The organism is Pseudomonas sp. 1L-B-1-E-C1, assembly GCF_057291835.1.
The window spans coordinates 212,474-230,728 of the sequence record NZ_JBXAWN010000006.1; the positions used below are offsets into that span (position 1 = coordinate 212,474).

General features: G+C 60.9%; 16 protein-coding genes and 1 pseudogene. 3 read left to right on the plus strand and 14 right to left on the minus strand.

What is annotated here, in order from left to right:
- Positions 1 to 193: 193 nt before the first annotated feature.
- The 8 genes from AC0Z4S_RS12820 to AC0Z4S_RS12855 form a co-directional block, all read right to left on the minus strand.
- Complete coding sequence (locus AC0Z4S_RS12820; protein ID WP_485623263.1) at positions 194 to 745, minus strand: hypothetical protein; 552 nt, start codon at positions 743 to 745, stop codon at positions 194 to 196.
- On the minus strand, positions 696 to 1,310 hold the full coding sequence (locus tag AC0Z4S_RS12825) for a hypothetical protein (protein WP_485623264.1): 615 nt from the start codon (positions 1,308 to 1,310) through the stop codon (positions 696 to 698). Before AC0Z4S_RS12825 ends, AC0Z4S_RS12820 begins: the two co-directional genes overlap by 50 nt.
- Entirely contained in the window at positions 1,304 to 4,885 is a 3,582-nt protein-coding gene (locus tag AC0Z4S_RS12830; RefSeq protein WP_485623265.1) for a toxin VasX, read from the minus strand. Before AC0Z4S_RS12830 ends, AC0Z4S_RS12825 begins: the two co-directional genes overlap by 7 nt.
- Entirely contained in the window at positions 4,882 to 5,748 is an 867-nt protein-coding gene (locus AC0Z4S_RS12835; protein ID WP_485623267.1) for a DUF4123 domain-containing protein, read from the minus strand. Before AC0Z4S_RS12835 ends, AC0Z4S_RS12830 begins: the two co-directional genes overlap by 4 nt.
- Positions 5,745 to 7,748, minus strand: coding sequence for a type VI secretion system tip protein TssI/VgrG (tssI, locus tag AC0Z4S_RS12840; protein ID WP_485623268.1), 2,004 nt, complete (start codon positions 7,746 to 7,748; stop codon positions 5,745 to 5,747). The genes AC0Z4S_RS12835 and tssI overlap by 4 nt, the downstream gene beginning before the upstream one ends.
- Before the next feature lie 283 nt (positions 7,749 to 8,031).
- Positions 8,032 to 8,988 (minus strand): quinone oxidoreductase family protein, encoded by a 957-nt coding sequence (locus AC0Z4S_RS12845; RefSeq protein WP_485623269.1) that lies wholly within the window; start codon positions 8,986 to 8,988, stop codon positions 8,032 to 8,034.
- A 31-nt stretch (positions 8,989 to 9,019) separates the two neighbouring features.
- The gene (locus AC0Z4S_RS12850) at positions 9,020 to 9,193 is read right to left on the minus strand and encodes a DUF1427 family protein (RefSeq protein ID WP_485623270.1); all 174 of its coding nucleotides are present in this window, start codon (positions 9,191 to 9,193) and stop codon (positions 9,020 to 9,022) included.
- Between the two features lie 211 nt (positions 9,194 to 9,404).
- Positions 9,405 to 10,172 (minus strand): AraC family transcriptional regulator, encoded by a 768-nt coding sequence (locus tag AC0Z4S_RS12855; RefSeq protein ID WP_253503628.1) that lies wholly within the window; start codon positions 10,170 to 10,172, stop codon positions 9,405 to 9,407.
- Between the two features lie 146 nt (positions 10,173 to 10,318).
- Between AC0Z4S_RS12855 and AC0Z4S_RS12860 the strand changes: the two genes are divergently transcribed.
- Positions 10,319 to 10,546: a DUF6555 family protein gene (locus AC0Z4S_RS12860; RefSeq protein ID WP_016775403.1), complete on the plus strand. Its 228-nt coding sequence runs from the start codon at positions 10,319 to 10,321 to the stop codon at positions 10,544 to 10,546.
- A gap of 48 nt (positions 10,547 to 10,594) precedes the next feature.
- Complete coding sequence (locus AC0Z4S_RS12865; RefSeq protein WP_485623271.1) at positions 10,595 to 10,867, plus strand: hypothetical protein; 273 nt, start codon at positions 10,595 to 10,597, stop codon at positions 10,865 to 10,867.
- A gap of 21 nt (positions 10,868 to 10,888) precedes the next feature.
- On the opposite strand, the gene AC0Z4S_RS12870 is transcribed toward AC0Z4S_RS12865, so the two are convergent.
- The 3 genes from AC0Z4S_RS12870 to AC0Z4S_RS12880 form a co-directional block, all read right to left on the minus strand.
- The gene (locus tag AC0Z4S_RS12870) at positions 10,889 to 11,056 is read right to left on the minus strand and encodes a metallothionein (RefSeq protein ID WP_253503634.1); all 168 of its coding nucleotides are present in this window, start codon (positions 11,054 to 11,056) and stop codon (positions 10,889 to 10,891) included.
- Positions 11,057 to 11,592: 536 nt separating this feature from the next.
- The gene (locus tag AC0Z4S_RS12875; RefSeq protein ID WP_485623272.1) at positions 11,593 to 12,045 is read right to left on the minus strand and encodes a DMT family transporter; all 453 of its coding nucleotides are present in this window, start codon (positions 12,043 to 12,045) and stop codon (positions 11,593 to 11,595) included.
- Between the two features lie 3 nt (positions 12,046 to 12,048).
- On the minus strand, positions 12,049 to 12,534 hold the full coding sequence (locus tag AC0Z4S_RS12880) for a DMT family transporter (RefSeq protein WP_016775407.1): 486 nt from the start codon (positions 12,532 to 12,534) through the stop codon (positions 12,049 to 12,051).
- A 113-nt stretch (positions 12,535 to 12,647) separates the two neighbouring features.
- Between AC0Z4S_RS12880 and AC0Z4S_RS12885 the strand changes: the two genes are divergently transcribed.
- Entirely contained in the window at positions 12,648 to 13,583 is a 936-nt protein-coding gene (locus AC0Z4S_RS12885) for a LysR family transcriptional regulator (RefSeq protein ID WP_485623273.1), read from the plus strand.
- A 200-nt stretch (positions 13,584 to 13,783) separates the two neighbouring features.
- On the opposite strand, the gene AC0Z4S_RS12890 is transcribed toward AC0Z4S_RS12885, so the two are convergent.
- The 3 genes and pseudogenes from AC0Z4S_RS12890 to AC0Z4S_RS12900 all read right to left on the minus strand — a co-directional run bounded on the left by AC0Z4S_RS12890 (position 13,784) and on the right by AC0Z4S_RS12900 (position 16,982).
- Positions 13,784 to 14,605 carry a methyl-accepting chemotaxis protein gene (locus tag AC0Z4S_RS12890; protein ID WP_485623365.1) on the minus strand — a complete coding sequence of 274 codons (822 nt, stop codon included), beginning with the start codon at positions 14,603 to 14,605 and terminating at the stop codon, positions 13,784 to 13,786.
- Between the two features lie 36 nt (positions 14,606 to 14,641).
- Positions 14,642 to 15,466: pseudogene (locus tag AC0Z4S_RS12895) on the minus strand (cache domain-containing protein); the annotation flags it as partial.
- Between the two features lie 199 nt (positions 15,467 to 15,665).
- Entirely contained in the window at positions 15,666 to 16,982 is a 1,317-nt protein-coding gene (locus tag AC0Z4S_RS12900; protein WP_485623274.1) for a Na+/H+ antiporter family protein, read from the minus strand.
- Positions 16,983 to 18,255: the final 1,273 nt, after the last annotated feature.

The window sequence follows — 18,255 nt, forward strand, 5'->3', positions numbered from 1 at the left end:
AGTACCGGAGGGTTTTCCTTGACCGCCCCGGTAGCAACAACCGAAAAATGGCCGGCCCGAGGGTCTCCCACCTCGGCCAAGATCAACCGAAACATCCGCATCCAACGCGGTCCCCTGTGGGAGCGAGCCTGCTCGCGAAGGCGCTCAAACAGGCAAAAAACCTTCCTCCCGCTGGTCAAAAAACTGCTCTGCATCAGTCCACAGCCCGCCTGCAAACCTCAGCGAAAATCTGCGTAATCGGCCGATGCGGCTGGCGCTTGTTCATCCGCCGCACCTGTTCACTCAGTCGCAACAGCTCTTCGCTGGGCTTGGCCCATTGCTCTTTCGGCAATGGCTCGGACCATTCGCGCATGACTTCCGGCAGCGCCTGTTTGCCGATTCTTTCCAGACGGCGCACTTCCCATTCGACCAGGCGGTTGGGAATCGTCCATAAAGTCATGACGTGATACAGGTACCAAAAGAACCCCGACAACTGCGAGCGGCGGCCTTCATGGATCTGCTGATGCATCCGCGCCCGGGCGTTACGGAAAGTGTGCAGGCCTTCGTGGGGCGGGTCGTCCGGGCCTTGCAGGTCTTGCAGGTCCTGGATCGATTTGAGGTCGTTGACTTCGTACTCCATGTAACCGCGAATCGCTTCCCAATGACTGATCGCGAGCTCCAGGCCGGCGCATTGGAATTCCTGGCTTATGAGATTTTCACCTTGGTAGAAACCAAATGCCCATGCCGTATTGGCGGTGGATGCCAAACTGGGTGGCGCCTTTGGCTTCGATGATCCAGGCAGACAGCGATTCCCATGGGATGAAGACTGGTTCGGTGGCGCCCTCGGGCATGAAGCAGACTTCGCGGCGTTGACGGTTGAAGCGGGTTGGGATGAGGGAGAGGCGTTTTTTGTGAGCGTGGTGCCAGACGCCGAGACCAATAAGAAGGATCAAAGGGCCGCAAATTAATTGGTTCTCGTACCCCGCTTCGAACACACCAACCATTGACTCCAAAATAGCCTCGTTTCCATAGCCAAAAATAATGCCTAGTAACCCTGTAACTAAAGGAAATAAAACCATGATCATAAAGGCGCCTGCGGTTGGCCCACCGAAAATTAGCTGCCACGTAAATACCTCTGGCAATCCAAGCCCAAAGTCCATGTATCCGTCGTTTAACTCTCCAATATGAGGCCCATAAGGCGGCATTGCTGTAGGTAATGGCAACGGTGCGAGATAGGTAATTCTTCCGCTTAGGAACGGATCTACATCGCCCGCTCTTCTAATGACCTCTCTTTGCGCATCAACAAGAGGCTCATTGTGATTATTCAGCATGGTCGGCCCATTCGAGATATTGAATATCTACCAAAAAAAACCGGAGGGTTTTCCTTGACCGAGCCGGGAACTACTACAGCGAAATGGCCGGTATCCCGGGGGGCGATATGAATCACACGGGTTCGTGCCTCCGACTCGCCTCTGCCATTGACGGACTGAATACATACGGCAAGTTCTAACGTTTCCTTTGCAGGCGCGTATTCAGAATCGGGACGGATGGGGTACTGAAGACAAAGCACCAAACCATCTGGCGATGACTTCACGATTCGCAGACTGCTCAATATCTCCTCACTGATGACTTCCTTGCGTACTTGCGGCACACCGCGACCATGCAGCGGTGCAACAAGTCGATGGGCACCGATTCCCAAGCGATGACTCGGTTTACCGTTTAACGGCGGCAGGAGATCATTTAGCGCAAGCCTCGGCAGAACCAAATGAATATCACTGGGTTTGGCGTCAAATAATAAAGTCTTCAGCCATGTGTCACTGGGATCAGGTCCTGATTGGGCATAAGGAGCGTGTATTAAAAACGCCAGATAACTTTGATAGTCATCCAGGGAGTGGTCACCTCGCATCTCGTCATCACGGCTCCAGGGTGTGATTTTCAACCACTTGTCGTGGGCGGAGACGTTGTACCGATTGAACAGCCAAGTACCGACAAACTCCAGAACAGTGAACAATGCGCCGGCTAAATTGAAGCGAAAAAACACTAAAGAAAGACGTGTACCAGCGGCAGCCCAAGCGGCTGTTCGTGCAGAACTATTCGGTGCTGCTAAGACTTTAATGGAAGCATAAATGGTGTTACCAAACCCATAGCCATTAGTTGCAATCATGCCTGTCGCGCCCAATGTCGCCATCGCAGCTGCAGTCTGCTCAGCTTGAGTGCCACTTCGAATCGCATCTTGCCACTTTCGATTTTGTTTTCCGAGGCTGGCACCAGAGGTGCTTAAACCCAAAACATAAGTAAAAAAGCCCAAACCAACATGCAACTTACCCACCTGCACACGAACATGCTGCAACGCTTCAAGCTGCAAACTCCCGACAAGGCTCGTGCTGCGAGCCTTCAAAGCTGTATCAGCAAGCCCCTGCGCAGCGGTAAAACCCGCCGCGCCTGTCGCGGCAAGGGCCGCAGAAAACTCCGCCCGTTTCTTCCTGTCCCTCGTCTGCTTCATCACCTCCCGATAAGCCCCCACCAAATTCACCACCTGCACCATCACCACCAACAATCCCATCCCCTCCGTCCGCACCAGACTCGCCTTCGAAACCCCCGCCACCCCTGCACGAATATTTTCCAGCAACCCACGCAATTCCCCTTGCTGCGCCGGCGGAAACACCACCGTCACGCCCGCTTTCGCCGGGGTGGCGCCATACAGCCGGGCCGAACGATCCGGCAGTTCGTCGATCGGGCTTAGCGCTGCCGCGAGGCGGCCTTCGAACAGCGCCAATTGCGTACGCACGCGGACGATTTCTTCCTGCAATTCCACCGCCCGGGCGGTTTTGTGGCCTTGGCGGTTTTTGTTGTGGGTGAGCTGGTTGCGTTCGCGGTTGAGGGTTTTCAGATAGTCGCGTTCGCGCAGCACTTCCTTGATCGTGGCTTGCAGCGCCGCTTGTTCCGCCGGGGTGGACACGGTGAAGGTCACGCCGCTGGTTCGCGCGGCGTCGAAAACGCGCAGGCGCAGGGCTTTGGGCAAGCGCTGGAACAGTTCGTCGAGGTCGGGGATTTTCTCGCCGGCAAGGTCAAAACCTTCCAGCGCCCGGCTCAGGCCGAGGTTCAGCGCCGGGCTGTAGGTGTCTTGCACGGCATCGGCGAGGACGCGGCTGTGTGCCGGCAGATCGTCGAGGGCCGGCAGTTGCGGCTGCTCGATGCTCTGCAATTTGGCCAGCCAGTCCGGCAGGTTGTTGAACATCGCCATGCCGGCGTTGAACAGCGTTGAATATTGCCCGGCCTGCTCGGTCTGCAAGCGCAGCGGCAAGGTGTAGAACAGCGGGCGGGTCAGTTGCGGGTGTTGCTCAAGGTAACCGAGCATTTGCTCATTGGCCGCGTCGCTGCGGCCGATGTCCTTGAGGCAGGCGTATTCGCTGGCGAAAGCTTGATCGATCTGCACTTGCCCGTCGAAATACCACGCCGAGCAATGGAAACGCCCGGCGCACAGCAGTTGCGCGCGGTCGGCGGTGATGCGTTCGAGCAGGCGATTCCAGCGTCCGAGGTTGTCGCGATGACTGTTCAGCACCTCGTCCATGGCCGGGCGGTCGATCAGGTCGTTGATGCCGCGCTTGCCGCTGAGCAGCGGGCCGTCGAGCACGTCTTTCATGCGCCGGCTCTGATCCTTGCCGAGGTCGACCAGTGTGCTCAGGTGGCGCTCGACGAAGTCGGCCGGGGCGACTTCAGCAAAATATTCACGGGTGTAAAAGCGTCGATCCGCCTCGGCGGTGACGCGAGCGTGCGCGGTGAAATCCGGGGCGACGCCATCGAAACGGTTCAGCGCCAGTGATTCGTCCAGTGCCTTTTCGCGCTGTTGCTGCAGTTCAGGTCGAGCCTGAGTATCGGTCGGGACAACCTCACCACCTTTGTTCAAATAGTCGAGCAGCGCCTGCCGGGTGTTTTCCCGATCCGGCTCGGGCAATTGCTCCAGTTCAGCGAACAATGCCTGGGCACGCGGATCATCGCTGGCCTTGGCCAAGGAGTCGAAGTCCTGAGCGCCGAGCTGGCTCAGCGATTCGATGTAACTGGCGAGCAGATAGTCGCGCTCGTTGTTGTCGGTGTTGCTCCACTGCTCGATCCAGCCGACTACCAGGTCCTGATAATCGGCCAGGTCGCGCATCACCCCGAGGTCGTCGTTGACCAGCAGAAACAGCGTGTCGTCCTGATATGGCCCGCGCACCCGACCGAGAAACTCGCCGATATGAGCCTCGCGAAAACGTCGCGGGTTTTCCCACAAATAAAGTTCACGCTCATGCTCCGGCGCATCACTGACCTGCACCGCCGGCATCCGCGTCGCGTCCGCCTCGGCCAACGGTTTCGCTGTGCAGGCCACTTCCGCCAGCCACTGTTTCGCCTGGGCCACGGTGAGCAGATGCTCGCCGCCGATCAGACAATGCACGGGGCCAAGATCGACCGCCTGCATGAAGTGCTCGCGTTCCTCCGCACTGTCCAGCACCTGTCGGCACTTCGCCGCGCTCAACTGCACGTCGGCGAAGGTCACATAGAGAGTGCTTTTGCGCGAAAAGATCAACGCCGGACGTTCTTCGATGGCGCTGCGCTGATCCCCGCTGACGGTTTTGCCGCGATGCAGCAATGCGCTGATGACGCCGTCAAGCACGCGGTATTCGTAGAGCTCACCGCTGAGACTGTCGACGATGTACAGCCAGCCATCGCGCAGGCGGCGAATGCCCATGGGGCGCGTGGTCAGGGTGTACGGCAGCGTAAGTTCGGTGCTGGGGTCGAGGGGTTTTTCCACCAGGCCGTAAGCGAGGGGCAGCAGTTGCACGTGGGTGTTGCGCAAGGGGCAGGCGGCGGGGCCGATGATCGGGGCTTTGGACGCGGCGGCTGCCGCAAGGTCGGCGGGATGGTTCATGGTCGGACTCTTTCAGACGCCCATTGGCGGGCCATTGAAACGGCCAGCGTCAAGCGCTCACCGATCGGTTGCAGGGAGGGCTCGTGTAGCAAGTGCTGGATCTGCGGATGCTGATCCTGATCAGCACCATTGAGAGACGCGACAAGGTTGGCGAAGTAAAGCCATTCCGATTGGCTGCTCAGGCCGAGCGCGCTGCCTTTTGCCTCGATTTGTTCCAGAAGCATCCAACGTTCAGCGATGGTTTCCCCGGTATGAAACCGGGGAAAATATTCAAGCAAATACGCATCGACTTGCAGCAACACCCGCCGCCGATCCACCCGATCCAGCGCGGCATCCTGCTCGGCACTCAACCGATACGGCGCCACCAGCGCCCCACCCTGCCCGTGCCGAGGTCGCTGACAGTGCCAGACTCCCCCCGCACCATCCGCCGTGACCACACACCGCAGCGGCCCGAACAGACTCGCATCGCCGCTGGCAAACAGCGCCTGCGTCACGGCGGCATCCGCCAGCCGCAACAACACCGGCGAGCCGACCGGCAGCTCGACGATCAGCAACTGGCGCAAGTGCGCGACGATTTCATGCGCCGGCGCGGCGCTGAACAACAGCACGCCCCACTCCTGTTGGGCATGCTGCAGATAAAACCGCGCCACCGGATCGTCAGCGTCAGCGAGCGCCACCAGCAGCGGCGAGATGTCGCGCAGGGCCGAAAACGGTGGCTGGTCGAACAGCGCAAAAGCGTTGGCGGCGGGGTCGAGCCTTCGCAGTTGCGCTGGCAAATCCGCGATCGTCGCACCGTCGAGCAGCACAAACGCCTGCTGCTCAGCCCACGGCAAACCTTCAGGCCAATCCGTCAGAAGGCTCATGCCTGAGCCGCCTCGCAGATCAGGCAACGCGAGGTCCGCGTGGTCAGTAGCGCATGACGTTGCTGCACCGCATCGAATGTCGCTTTGAGCAGCGGCGTGGCGCCCGGCAGCAACGGTTCGGCTGGCAGAGACACCGCTGGCACCCCGCCCTGCACAATCGGCGTACTGCTGAAGATCCCCGCCGCCCCCACCGTCAGCCAGTGTCCGCCGGCCGCCAGGGTTATTTGCATGCCGCTGTTGAAAACCACCTGCTCGCCTGCGCCGAAATGCAACTGCTGCGCGGCACTGACGCGCTGGCTGGCAACCCGCACATGCCGCTCGCCCTGTACCCACAGATGATCGTCCTGCTTGAGTTCAGTCAGGCGATTGCCGTGGGTCAGGTGATGTTCTTCATCGCGCAACTCAAGGCTGGAGACGCCGCCAATCACCTGGCTGTGCAGGTTGTCGACCTGCACACGCAAGTCGTTGAGCACGTGCTGAACGAAGTCGCGCTGCGCCCTGATCGAGATTTCTTCCGCGCCTTGCCGATCCTCGATGCGCAGTTCGTTGTAACCACCGCCACCGGGGCTGCTCTGGCTGCGCCAGATACTGCGCGTCTGTTGCGCCGGCAGGTCCAGCGGCACCGGGGTTTCGGCGTTGGGCAGGCAGGCGAGCAAATGCGGTTTGTCCGGATCACCCTCGGTGAACCCCACCAACACTTCCATGCCGACCCGTGGAATCTGCACGCTGCCGTAGCGGTCATGTGCCCAGGCGGTGGCCACGCGCAGCCAGCAACTTGACTGTTCATCGCGCTGGCCGTCGCGATCCCAGAGCATTTGCACTTTCACGCGGCCGTAGGCATCGCTGTAGATTTCTTCGCCGGGCGGGCCGGTCACCACCGCCAGCTGACTGCCGCTGACGCGCGGTTTGACATGCTTGATCTGCGGGCGAAACACCACGTCCCACGGTGTCGCGACGAAATGGTTGCGATAGCCCTGACTGAAACCATCAGCGTCAGCCTGCTCGGTGAACGCTTCTTCGAGCACTTGCGGCTGCTTGCCGATGTGTTGGACCTCAGTCAGCAGCCATAAATCGTTGCAATCGGGGCGCGAGTAATCCGCCATGGTCATGAAACTGCCGCCGCGCATCAGCGCCTGATTACTGCGCCCGTTGGCCAGACGATAATCGGCACCATGGCGCTCCAGCGCGCGCTGGCTGAGGTGCTTGCCGCGCTCGCGATGGGTGAACTGCCCGGGAAACTCGTAATCTTCAAGCAGCGGAACCCGCGCTGAACTGGCCCTGGCATCCAACTGCACGGCGGGCTTTTCGAAGTGATAGTCGCGGCGCTCGACGAGGTTGCAGCGTGGCTCCAGGCGCACAGTGAACTGGTCGATAACCGGCGCATCGGCAACCAGGCCGTTGCCCTGCAAATAGCGGGTCGTCACCTCGTGTTTGAGGAACGCCGTTTGATCGTCGCCGAACACCAACAAGTGGGCGTCACGGCGGTGGCGGAAGTGAAAGTGCAGGCCTTCCTCCTCGCACAACCTCTGGATGAAGTGCAGATCGGATTCCTGGTATTGCACGCAATACAGCCGCGCCGGGTACTCGGCACTGAGCTGAAAACGCCAGGCATCGGCCTGCATGCCGTGATCGCCCAACACATTGGCGATGATCTGCGGCACGCTCAGGTTCTGGAAAATCCGCTGATTGCGCCGATGCGCGAGGTAGGCAAGATGCGGCGCCAGCGTGATCTGGTAACGGCTCAGCCGAACACCGCAATCACCCTGGCCGACCCGATAGACCAGCCCGTGCATGCCGCTACCGTCGGCACCGAAACAGAGAAAGGCCGGCCGGTGCAGCAAGCCTTCCAGATCCAGATCGGGACGCTCGCTGACCAGCTCGAGATCAAGTTCGTAGGTCTGGTTGAGCACTTCCCGGGTTCGAAAGCCGAACACTTGAAGATCGTGGGAAACGCCTTCTATCTCGAGGGTGAAAACAACTGGCTTGCCAGCAATGCGCATCCACTTGTCCCTGTGTCTGATTTGAAGACGGGACTGTGCAACGGCACGCTGCAATGGGTGAAGTCAGACCTTTCCCTGTGTTGCCGGTCTGCGAGCGAAAAGGACGTGGCTCACAGAGAAACGGACAGATTCCTACGGAAATGATCCCGGACCGCCTGCAATTTCAATGTGGGAGCGAGCCTGCTCGCGATAGCGGTGTGTCAGTCGCCGAATATTTAACTGATACACCGCCATCGCGAGCAGGCTCACTCCTACATGGGTTCCATGTGTCTGGGAATGAGGGTCAGGGAAGCAAGATGATCTTGTCTCCGCCACCCTGATTGACCTCTGCATAACGCGCCAGCCCTTCCGCCAGCGGCACTTGCACCAGGCCCTGCGGCAGCGGCAAGCGATCCTCATCGAAGAACCGCCCGAACTGCTCAAGCATCGCCGCGCATGCCTCGACGCCGTACAACAAGGAGTTGATGCCGACTACCGAGCCGCCCTTGCGGTACAGCGCCAGTGCCGGCAGTTGCACGTGGCCGTCGACCGGTGCGGCGATGATGGCGATGCGGCCGAAAGTGGCCAGTGCTGCCACCGAGGCGGGCAGCCAGAAACCGGTGGTGTCGAAGATCACATCGGCGCCGCCGCGATATACCGCGTTGACCTGCGCACCCAGCTCGTCAGGCTTATCCAGTTGAATCGTCTGATAGCCCTGCCTCTGCAAATCCGCCACCTGCTCGGGCCGGCGCGCTGCCGCCAGCAACTGCGCGCCGCGCACTTTAGCCAAGGCCAACGCCGCCGTCGCCACTGCCCCGCCGCCAATGACCAGCAAGCGCGTGTCGGCGCTCACCAGGCTGCGTTCCAGCGCATCCCACGCCGTGGTGTACGGCACGCCTAGGCTGGCCGCCTGGGCGAAACTCAGATGCGCCGGTTTATGCGCTACGCCGCTGGCCGGCAACTTGACGAATTGCGCATGGGCGCCGTCGGCGAAGAAGCCCAGCTCGCGCCCGGTACCCCAGACTTCCTGACCGATCATTGCTTGCGGCCCCTCGACCACCACCCCGGCAAAATCCCGCCCCGGAACCCGCGGCAAGGTGGTGTAGGGAAAACGACCAAGGACGTTCTTCACATCGCTGGGGTTGAGGCCGGCAGCCTTGATCTGCACCAGCACTTCATCGACGCCGGGCACCGGGGTCGGCACGTCGACGAAACGCAGGGAAGACAGGTCGCCGGTCTGATCGAATTGCAACGCTTTCATGGGCACATCCACCGAAAAGAAAAAGGGAAATTCAGGACAACCAGCCAACGACCAGTTGCCGGCCCATCGGCCACAACTGCTCACCGGCCAACATGCCGAGCAGACCAACCAGCGCGATGGCCGGTGGTGCGGGAGAACGGAAATCGAGCGCGCCGTAGAGCAGGCCGACGCCCAGGCCAATGGCCAGAGAAATGAGGTAGTTCATGAGGGAACTCCGCCGTGGTAAGTGATGGGCAGAGTCTAGGGAATGAGACGGAACGCTATCGGCCAAGGACTTCGGAATTTCGGACAAATCGAAAAGGTCACCACAGTTCCCTGTAGGAGTGAGCCTGCTCGCGATAGCGGTCTTCCAGATGTTGATGAGCTGACTGACACTCCGCTATCGCGAGCAGGCTCACTCCTACAGGGGGCTGCGTTCAGGCCGGGATAAATTGCGAAGGCGCGACGCCAAGCTCTCGGCGAAACATGTCACTGAAGCTGCTCGGTGAATAGCCCAGCTCGCGAGCGATGACGCTCACCGCCACGCCCTGAATCAATGCCGCCACCGCCGTCGCCAGCTGCACTTGGCGCCGCCATTCGGCGAAGCCCATGCCGAGGCTGTCCTTGAACAAGCGCGCCAATGTGCGCACGCTGGCCCCGGCGTTTTCCGCATGCTGCTCGAACGGTATCTCCAGCGACGGCGCGGCCATCACGGCCTGACACAGATTCATCAGACGCCGGTCGGACTCATCCGGCAGCGGAATCTTCAACTGCGAACGCCTTGCCCGCCGCAGCTCCAGTAACGCCAGCCCGACCAGTGCCTCGTAATATTCAGGCTCGCCGTCATCACCCTGCGCCACCAGCCCGACGATCAACTCGCGCAGCAACCCCCCGACCTCGATCACCTGCACGGTCGCATCCAGCGTCGCCGCCAGCGCTGGACGCAGGTAGATATTGCGCATCTGCAGGTCCGACACCACGCGAATCCCGTGCGGCACTCCCGGCGGCAACCACACCGCCCGCTGCGGCGGCACCACCAGTGCTTCATGCGGGGTTTCCACCCACATCACCCCGCTCATCGCATACAGCAACTGCCCCCAGACATGCTCGTGCGGCTCGATGAACAAACCACGCGGGTACGTCCGCGCCAGCGGTTGCACGGGCACATCGGTGTCGGTCAGATCAGGGGGCGCGGCGAGGGCCATGGCGAGCGTTCACAGGGGGTTGGCGAAGCCGCCATGGTAACCAGCACGCCCCGCCCTCGCCAACGATAGATACCGTCGGACAATCCAACTGAATTTTCTCGGCACAGCGCGATCCGTTTAATACCACAGGGAGGAATACGGGCTTTATGAACAACGCAAAACTTTACGTCATCGACTACACACTGCATGGCACCCCCAAGTCGTTCATTATCCGCTCGGACAAAATGGACAACGCCGAAGCCTGGCACTGGGCAAGCTGCGACGCGGGCGTGGGTCGCATTCCGCGCTTCGGCCGCGAGAAAGTACAAAAGACCAGCAAACCGATGGCAGAAAAATTCGGCCTGGAAAACGTCACCTGGCGCCAGACCAACTGACCCCATCGCCTTCACCGCAGGCTTGGCATTCGAAAGGGGAAGCGACCGATGACCGACACTTATCACCCGGCCCGACTGGATTACGGCCTGACCACCTTCTTCGGCCAGATCACCAAAACGGTGGATTGCGAGGTCGCACTGGAAACGGTGGCGGATGACCCTTACCGCTTTACCTTGTGTGTCCAGGCACCGGTGCCGGAAGACCTCGACCAGGCCAGGATCGTGGTGATCAAGGTCGAAGGGCGAACATTGCAAGGCACGGTGAGGCACTTTGAGCGCCGAGAAGACGACAGTCTGAAAATGGAAGTGGAGCCTGATTAGGCTCCACTTTTTTTGCCCTGATTATTTCGGATGGGCGCAACCGCAGCCCTTCATCGCACATTCTTCACCGTCCTTGTGGTGATGAGCGCAGGCCTCGCAGCAATAGTGTTTACCGTGCACAGCGTAGGAATGCTCACCCTCTTTGAGGGTGCAGTTGCAGCCGGGGCAGTCGCATTTTTTATCGGACATGGGACAGACTCCTTGCGTGGTGGTTGTCTGAGGCTTGAGTGGTAAGCCGTAAGAGACAGTGTAGGAGGTGGTTTTGCAGGCTGGGCAATTGATGCGAGATTGGGGGACAGGAAGATGGCTTTCGCGAGCAGGCTCGCTCCCACAGAAAAGCAAAAGCAAAGCAAAGCGAGATCAAAAGATCGCAGCCTTCGGCAGCTCCTACACACGATGAGCGTTAGCTCGAGTACCGCTTTTGATCTTGATCTCAGAGCCCGTCGGCAGGCTGAGTGGAGGGATCGATCCGGGCGTGGGAGCGCAGCGACCGTCTGGCGCAGCCAGACACAGCGGAAGGAGGTGCAGCGAAGCAAACCGGAGCCGCTGCGCCAGGATCGGTCCCGGAACGAAGGAACCCCGAGCCCCAGCGAGCGGGCCGAATGTCAGGGCGAAGCCTTTTTGGGTACTTTTTCGGCGTCTGGAAAAAGTGCCTCGCCGTAAGGGCGAAACCGTAATCAGCAACACCCGCAGCAACGGATATGTACACAATCAAACAAATAAAATCACCGCGCCTGCCGCGAACTCCGATACATGAAAACCAAAGCCACCGCCAAACACCCCATCGCCAGCATCCGACTCGAAGACAACCCGATCGCCGGATTCCCCAACCAGCCAAAATTGTCGATCAACATCCCCATCCCCAACTGCCCGACAATCACCGCCACCGTCGCCACAGCCGTCCCCACCACCGGCACCGCGCCGACCATCACCATCATGTACACCACGCCGAACAGCGCCCCGGTCAACTGCCACTTTGGCACCTCCAGCAGACTCACCGCCTGCGCCGGCTCGAAAAACAGGATCAACAACCCGGTCACCACCGCACCCACCGCAAAGGTCAGCAGACTGCTACGCAGTACCCCCACCGTCTCGCCCAAGCGACCATTGATCGCCGCCTGAACACTCAACACCGCGCCGGCCAACACCACCACCGCCAACAAAATCACCAGACCCATCATTCACCCCCGCGCAATCAGAACCAAAGCCACCACAATCAAACCCAACGCCAGCCAGCGCTCGCCGTTGACCTTCTTGCGCGTCGCGCCGAACCAGCCGAAATGGTCGATCAACACACTCTTGCCGACCTGACCGGACAAAATCGCGATCATCGTCATGGCAATGCCGATGTGCGGCGTCGCCAGCGTCAGCACCACCACGTAGATCGGCCCTAGAAATCCACCAATCAACTGCCAGCGCGGCAGTTCGGTCAACGCCGGCCCTTTTTGCGGACCGGCGAACAGCAGCAGCAAAAACAGAATCGCCGAACCCACGCCGAAGATGCTCAACGTCGCCCACAAATGCCCGACCTGCTCGCCCAACGGCCCGAGCAAGCCCGCCTCCACCGACAAGCCCATGCCGGCGAGAATTACCAGCGGCAGCAACAGCAGACGCAACACCGATCTTTTCACCGGTGCCGCGACCACCCCCTCATCCAACGTCTGCATACACAACCTTCCACGCTCATAAACAATGGCTGGGATTATCGGCTGGCGCCGCTGTGCGATAAATGGGAGCATCCGGACAACACTTTTGCGCAACACGCACAGCGAGACATTGCATGAATGGGCTCAACGAACTCGGATTCAAGGCGTTACGGCTGTTCGTGGCGGTCCTCGACCAAGGCAGCTTTTCCGAAGTCGCCCGCCGCGAAGGCGTCGCGCCCTCCTCTATTTCGCGGCAGATCCAGCTGATGGAGCAAGCGCTGAACCAACAATTGCTCTACCGCCACACCCGCGCCGTCACCCCGACCGAAGCCGGGCGCACGCTCGGCCACCATGCACGCCTGCTGTTAGTGCAACTGGAAGAAGCCGAACAGGCGTTGCAGGAGCAACAAAGCGAACCCACCGGACTGGTGCGCATCAACGCGCCAGTGGTGTTCGGCCAGCGCCATCTGACACCGTGGCTCGGTGAGCTCTGCGCGCGCTATCCGAAGCTGCAACTGGATATCCAGCAAACCGACCATTACGTCGACCCGCTACAGGAAGGCGCCGACCTGCTGTTTCGCATCGGCGCGCTGCACGACTCGAGCATGCAGGCACGGATTCTGGCACCGCACCGCTTTCAGGTCGCCGCCAGCCCGGCCTATCTCAAACGCCACGGCACTCCACAGCATCCCGACGAACTCGCGCACCATCAGTGCCTGGCCTACAAAGGCGCGGCCGGTCAGCAGCGCTGGTTTTTCCGCCGTGATGGCGACGACTGGACGCCCTGCACCGTCAGAGGCCCGATCACCGGCAACCACGCCGACACCCTGACCCAGGCTGCTCAGCAAGGGCTGGGGCTGGTGATGTTTCCGTCGTGGCTGATTGGCGAAGCAGTGCGCGAAGGTACGCTGGTGCCGGTGCTCGGGGAGTATCAGGTGTCGAACAGTCTGGAGCCGCAGCAGATCGCCGTGCTGTGGCCGGGCAGTCGGCGGTTGTCGGTGAAGGTGAGGACGGTGATTGATTTTTTTGTCGAACGCTTTGGCGAGATTCCCTATTGGGACAGAGCCTGAAGATCAAGAGCCCCTCACCCTAGCCCTCTCCCGGAGGGAGAGGGAACTGATTGGGGAATGCTGGAGAATTACGCCGACCTGAACGTCCTGCTTTGAATCCATAATCGACTCGGTTTTTCAGGACGACGCAGGGCGCGGGACACCTCGGTCGGTCCCCTCTCCCTCTGGGAGAGGGCTAGGGTGAGGGGCTTTTCAGGCGATCAGATACGGAACTGACCCACCAGCTTGCCCAACCGCTGCCCCAGCTCCGCCAGACTGCGCGAGGTCTGCGCGCCCAGTTGCGTTTCATCGGCGACGCTGTCCACCGCCACCGCGATCTGATGCACGCTGCGGTTGATCTCCTCGGCCACCGCTGTCTGCTCTTCCGCTGCGCTGGCGATCTGCGCGTTCATCGAGTTGATCGTCGCGATCAACTCGGCCATGGCATCCAGCGAGGCGCCGGCCTGATTGGCTTGCTGGGAAGTGCCGTCGCCGGCCTCGCTGGAGCGGCGCATCGCCTCGACCGCCTGCTGCGTGCCCGCTTGCAAGCGGTCGATCATGCCCTGGATTTCCTGGGTGCTGATCTGCGTGCGGCTGGCCAGCGCGCGCACTTCGTCGGCGACCACCGCAAACCCGCGCCCGGCCTCACCGGCCCGTGCCGCCTCGATCGCGGCGTTGAGCGCCAAGAGGTTGGTCTGCTCGGCAATCGAGCGGATCACCCCGAGTACGCCGACAATCGAACTGACGTCCTGCTGCAGGCTGTCCAGCGACACGCCGCTGTTGCGAATGTCATCGACCAGCGCATGAATCTGTTTGATGCTGCCCGCCACCACGCGCTTGGCGCTCTGGCCTTCTTCGTCGGTCTGCTGGGCAGCGACGGCGGCGTTCTGCGCGCTCTTGGCGACTTCCTGGGCGGCGGCGGACATCTCGTTGATCGCGGTGGCGACCTGATCGGTTTCGTGACGCTGACGCTCCATGGCCTGATCGGAACGCTGCGCCTGTTCCGAAACCTGGGTGACCAGCCCGGTCAGTTGGCTGGTCATCTCGGTGATCTGCCGCACCAGGCCGTGGATCTTGTCGACGAAACGGTTGAACGAGCCGGCCAGTTCACCGAGTTCGTCCTGGCTGGTGATGTTCAGGCGGCGGGTCAGGTCGCCCTCGCCCGCCGCAATGTCATCGAGGCTGGCTTTCATTTGCGTCAGCGGTCGCAGAATGGTGTTGGCCAGCAGCATGCCCGCCGCGGCGATCACCAGCAGCACCAGTACAGCGACGCCGACGATGCTCAGCACCACGCCTTGCACACGCGCCTGCACTTGCGCTTCGACCTGCGCCACCTGGGCTTCGATGCCGTCGAGGTTGACCGAGGTACCGACCGCCATGTCCCACTTCGGCAGGTACTCGGTGTAGCCGAGTTTCGGCACCAGCACCTTGGCGTTGCCGGGCAGCGGCGAGCTGTATTGCAGATAGTGGGTGCCGTCCTTGGCCACTTTGACCAGGCCGAGGTTGACGTAGACGCCGTTCGGATCGCGGTTGTCCTTGAAGCTTTTGCCCACGCCGTCGGGGTCGTTGGCCTTGAACAGGCGCACGGTCTCGGAGTCGTAGCCGAAGAAGTAGCCGTCCTTGCCGTAGCGGATGCCCGACAGCAGTTTGATCGCCTGCGCCCGCGCCGCGTCATCGCCCGGTGCGGCGGCGTCGTACAGCGGTTTGATCGTGGTCATGGCCACGGCGACGTAACTTTGCAGGGTGGCCTTGGCGTCGCTGAGCAGGCGCTCGCGGGTCTGTTCGACTTCCTTGCGCGCCTGTTCCTGGAGGATGAACAGCGTGGTCACGCTGATGACCAGCGCAAACAGCAGCACCGGCAGAACGGCAAGGGACAGGACTTTAGCCTTCAGACTCAGGCGCATCGGGGGACTCACTCTTTTGATTTTGTTGGCGTGGTTAAAGGCTTTAACGGCACGCCGGGGCAAAAGTTGAGTATTGAAACATCGCCGCCCCCTGTGGGAGCGAGCCTGCTCGCGAAAGCGTTGGGTCAGCAACCTGTGGGTAGACTGACACGACGCCTTCGCGAGCAGGCTCGCTCCCACATTGGGCAATTGTGGATTTTTACAGAACCATCGCCGCGACCCAGCCAAACACCAGCAGCGGCAAATTGTAGTGCAGGAAGGTCGGTACGACGGTGTCCCAGATATGGTGATGCTGGCCGTCGATGTTCAGGCCCGAGGTCGGGCCGAGGGTCGAGTCCGAGGCAGGCGATCCTGCGTCACCCAGCGCACCGGCAGTGCCGACGATGCAGACAATGGCGATCGGACTGAAGCCCAGTTGCACGCACAGCGGCACGAAAATCACCGCGAGAATCGGCACGGTGGAAAACGACGAGCCGATACCCATGGTCACCAGCAGCCCGACCAGCAACATCATCAGGGCACCGACGCCCCTGCTGTGATCGATCCATGCCGCCGAGGCTTCGACCAGCGTCTGCACTTCACCGGTGGCCTTGATCACTTCGCCGAAACCCGACGAGGCGATCATGATGAAGCCGATCATCGCCATCATCTTCATGCCTTCGGTGAACAGATCATCGGTCTCGCGCCATTTGACGATGCCCGACGCCGAGAAGATCAGGAACCCGGCCAGCGCACCGATAATCATCGAGTCCAGCAGCAGTTGAATGACGAACGCTGCGGCGATCGCCACACCGGCAATCATCAGGCTCAGCGGGTTGTACTGCACCGCTGTCTGCTCGACCTGTTCGATCTTCGCCAGGTCGTAGACGCGCTTCTTGCGATAGCTGATAAACGCGATGCCGAGGCCGACCAGCATGCCCAGCGCCGGAATGCCCATGGCGTGGGTGACATTGATACCGCTGATGTCGACGCCGCTGCGCGCGACGTTGGCCAGCAGGATTTCATTGAGGAAGATGTTGCCGAAGCCCACCGGCAGGAACATGTACGGAGTGATCAGGCCGAACGTCATGACGCAGGCGATCAAACGGCGATCGAGTTGCAGCTTGGTCAGTACATAGAGAAGCGGCGGTACCAGCAGCGGAATGAACGCGATGTGGATCGGCAGAATATTCTGCGAAGCAATCGCCACCACCCAGAGCAGGCCGATCAGCAGCCACTTGACATTACCGCCGCCGGTCGCATGTTGCCGGTCGACCATGGCCAGGGCCTTGTCGGCCAGCGCATGGGCCAGGCCGGACTTGGCGATCGCCACGGCGAAAGCGCCGAGCAAGGCGTAGGACAACGCCACCGTCGCGCCGCCGCCCAGGCCGCTGTTGAACGCTTTGAGCGTCGCTTCGATGCCCAGGCCACCGGTCAGGCCACCGACCAGCGCCCCGACGATCAGCGCGATCACCACATGCACGCGCGACAGGCTGAGGATCAGCATGACGCCGACGGCTGCTATGACTGCATTCATTTCACTACCTCAAAAAACACTGCGGGTGAAAACACACCGCCAGACAGGATGAGTCCGCCCGGAATTGGCCGGCGGATTTGCACAGAGGGTCTTATTAGAGGGCGCGCACTGTGCCGCAGCGAACAGTCCTTGTCAAAGTCGCACGGCCCTGTAGGAGCTGCCGAAGGCTGCGATCGATTGATCTTGTTCCAGAGCAAAAGCGCAAGATCGTAGCCTTCGGCAGCTCCTACATGGACCGCATGCACAGTTGGTCATATCGCGCTGGAGGGATAAAGAAAGCCCAAACCCGGCCGCTACAGTGCAAAGTCTCAGATATTTATCGGATAAGGATGTTCTCCATGTCGCTCAGACAACTTTCCATCCAATGGAAAATCACCCTGCTCGCCGGCCTCTGCCTGGCCGGTATCGTGACCCTGTTGGTCGGTCTTTCGCTGTATCGCATGGAACACAGCTCGGCGCTGGTCAAGGCCTCGAGCATGGAGATGCTCACCGAATCGGCGCAGGCGCGGATCGAGTCGCAAGGCGAAGTGCAGGCCGCCGGCATCCGTCAACAGTTCATGGACGCCTATCAGTACGGCCACGGTTTCTCGCGGCAGGTGCTGTTTCTGCGCGAGCAGGCCGAGAAGCGTTTTCTCGATGCCTTCGACCTGCGCGAGGACATGACCCGTCAGGTCAAATCCGCGCTGCAAGCCAACCCGGAGCTGCTCGGCCTGTCGCTGGTGTTCGAAGCCAATGCGCTGGACGGCAAGGACGAACTGTTCGCCGATCAGGCTGAACTGGGCAGCAACGACAAGGGCCGCTTCGCCCTGTACTGGTCGCAGCCGACGCCGGGCAAAGTCACCTCGATGGCGCTGCCGGAAAGCGACATGAGCGACACCAGCACCGGCCCCAGCGGTCAGGCTGCGAATGCCTGGTTCACCTGCCCGCGCACCACGCTCAAACCCTGCGTGATCGAGCCGTATTTCTACGTCATCGACGGCCAGAAAGTGCTGATGACCAGCATCGTTTTTCCGCTGCAGGTCAACGGCAAAGTCATCGCCTCGCTATCGGTCGACATCAACCTCAACAGCCTGCAAGCGATCAGCCAGAACGCCAGTCGCAAGCTGTATGACGGTCAGACCGCGGTAAGCATCGTCAGCCCCGCTGGCCTGCTCGCCGGTTACAGCCCGGATGCCGGCAAACTCAGCCAACGGCTGGATGCGGTGGATCAGGCCAGCGGCAGCGAGTTGCTGCGCCTGCTCGCCTCGAGCACTGGCGTGAGCAGCCTGCACAG

What these genes read in the sequence shown, in the direction of transcription:
- AC0Z4S_RS12850 (WP_485623270.1), bottom strand. Translation starts at nt 9,193, where the DNA reads ATGAACTACCTCATTTCTCTGGCCATTGGCCTGGGCGTCGGCCTGCTC.
- AC0Z4S_RS12835 (WP_485623267.1), bottom strand. Translation starts at nt 5,748, where the DNA reads ATGAGCCTTCTGACGGATTGGCCTGAAGGTTTGCCGTGGGCTGAGCAG.
- AC0Z4S_RS12880 (WP_016775407.1), bottom strand. Translation starts at nt 12,534, where the DNA reads ATGCAGACGTTGGATGAGGGGGTGGTCGCGGCACCGGTGAAAAGATCG.
- tssI (WP_485623268.1), bottom strand. Translation starts at nt 7,748, where the DNA reads ATGCGCATTGCTGGCAAGCCAGTTGTTTTCACCCTCGAGATAGAAGGC.
- AC0Z4S_RS12885 (WP_485623273.1), top strand. Translation starts at nt 12,648, where the DNA reads ATGAATGGGCTCAACGAACTCGGATTCAAGGCGTTACGGCTGTTCGTG.
- AC0Z4S_RS12870 (WP_253503634.1), bottom strand. Translation starts at nt 11,056, where the DNA reads ATGTCCGATAAAAAATGCGACTGCCCCGGCTGCAACTGCACCCTCAAA.
- AC0Z4S_RS12860 (WP_016775403.1), top strand. Translation starts at nt 10,319, where the DNA reads ATGAACAACGCAAAACTTTACGTCATCGACTACACACTGCATGGCACC.
- AC0Z4S_RS12855 (WP_253503628.1), bottom strand. Translation starts at nt 10,172, where the DNA reads ATGGCCCTCGCCGCGCCCCCTGATCTGACCGACACCGATGTGCCCGTG.
- AC0Z4S_RS12900 (WP_485623274.1), bottom strand. Translation starts at nt 16,982, where the DNA reads ATGAATGCAGTCATAGCAGCCGTCGGCGTCATGCTGATCCTCAGCCTG.
- AC0Z4S_RS12825 (WP_485623264.1), bottom strand. Translation starts at nt 1,310, where the DNA reads ATGCTGAATAATCACAATGAGCCTCTTGTTGATGCGCAAAGAGAGGTC.
- AC0Z4S_RS12890 (WP_485623365.1), bottom strand. Translation starts at nt 14,605, where the DNA reads ATGACCAGCCAACTGACCGGGCTGGTCACCCAGGTTTCGGAACAGGCG.
- AC0Z4S_RS12830 (WP_485623265.1), bottom strand. Translation starts at nt 4,885, where the DNA reads ATGAACCATCCCGCCGACCTTGCGGCAGCCGCCGCGTCCAAAGCCCCG.
- AC0Z4S_RS12875 (WP_485623272.1), bottom strand. Translation starts at nt 12,045, where the DNA reads ATGGGTCTGGTGATTTTGTTGGCGGTGGTGGTGTTGGCCGGCGCGGTG.
- AC0Z4S_RS12865 (WP_485623271.1), top strand. Translation starts at nt 10,595, where the DNA reads ATGACCGACACTTATCACCCGGCCCGACTGGATTACGGCCTGACCACC.
- AC0Z4S_RS12845 (WP_485623269.1), bottom strand. Translation starts at nt 8,988, where the DNA reads ATGAAAGCGTTGCAATTCGATCAGACCGGCGACCTGTCTTCCCTGCGT.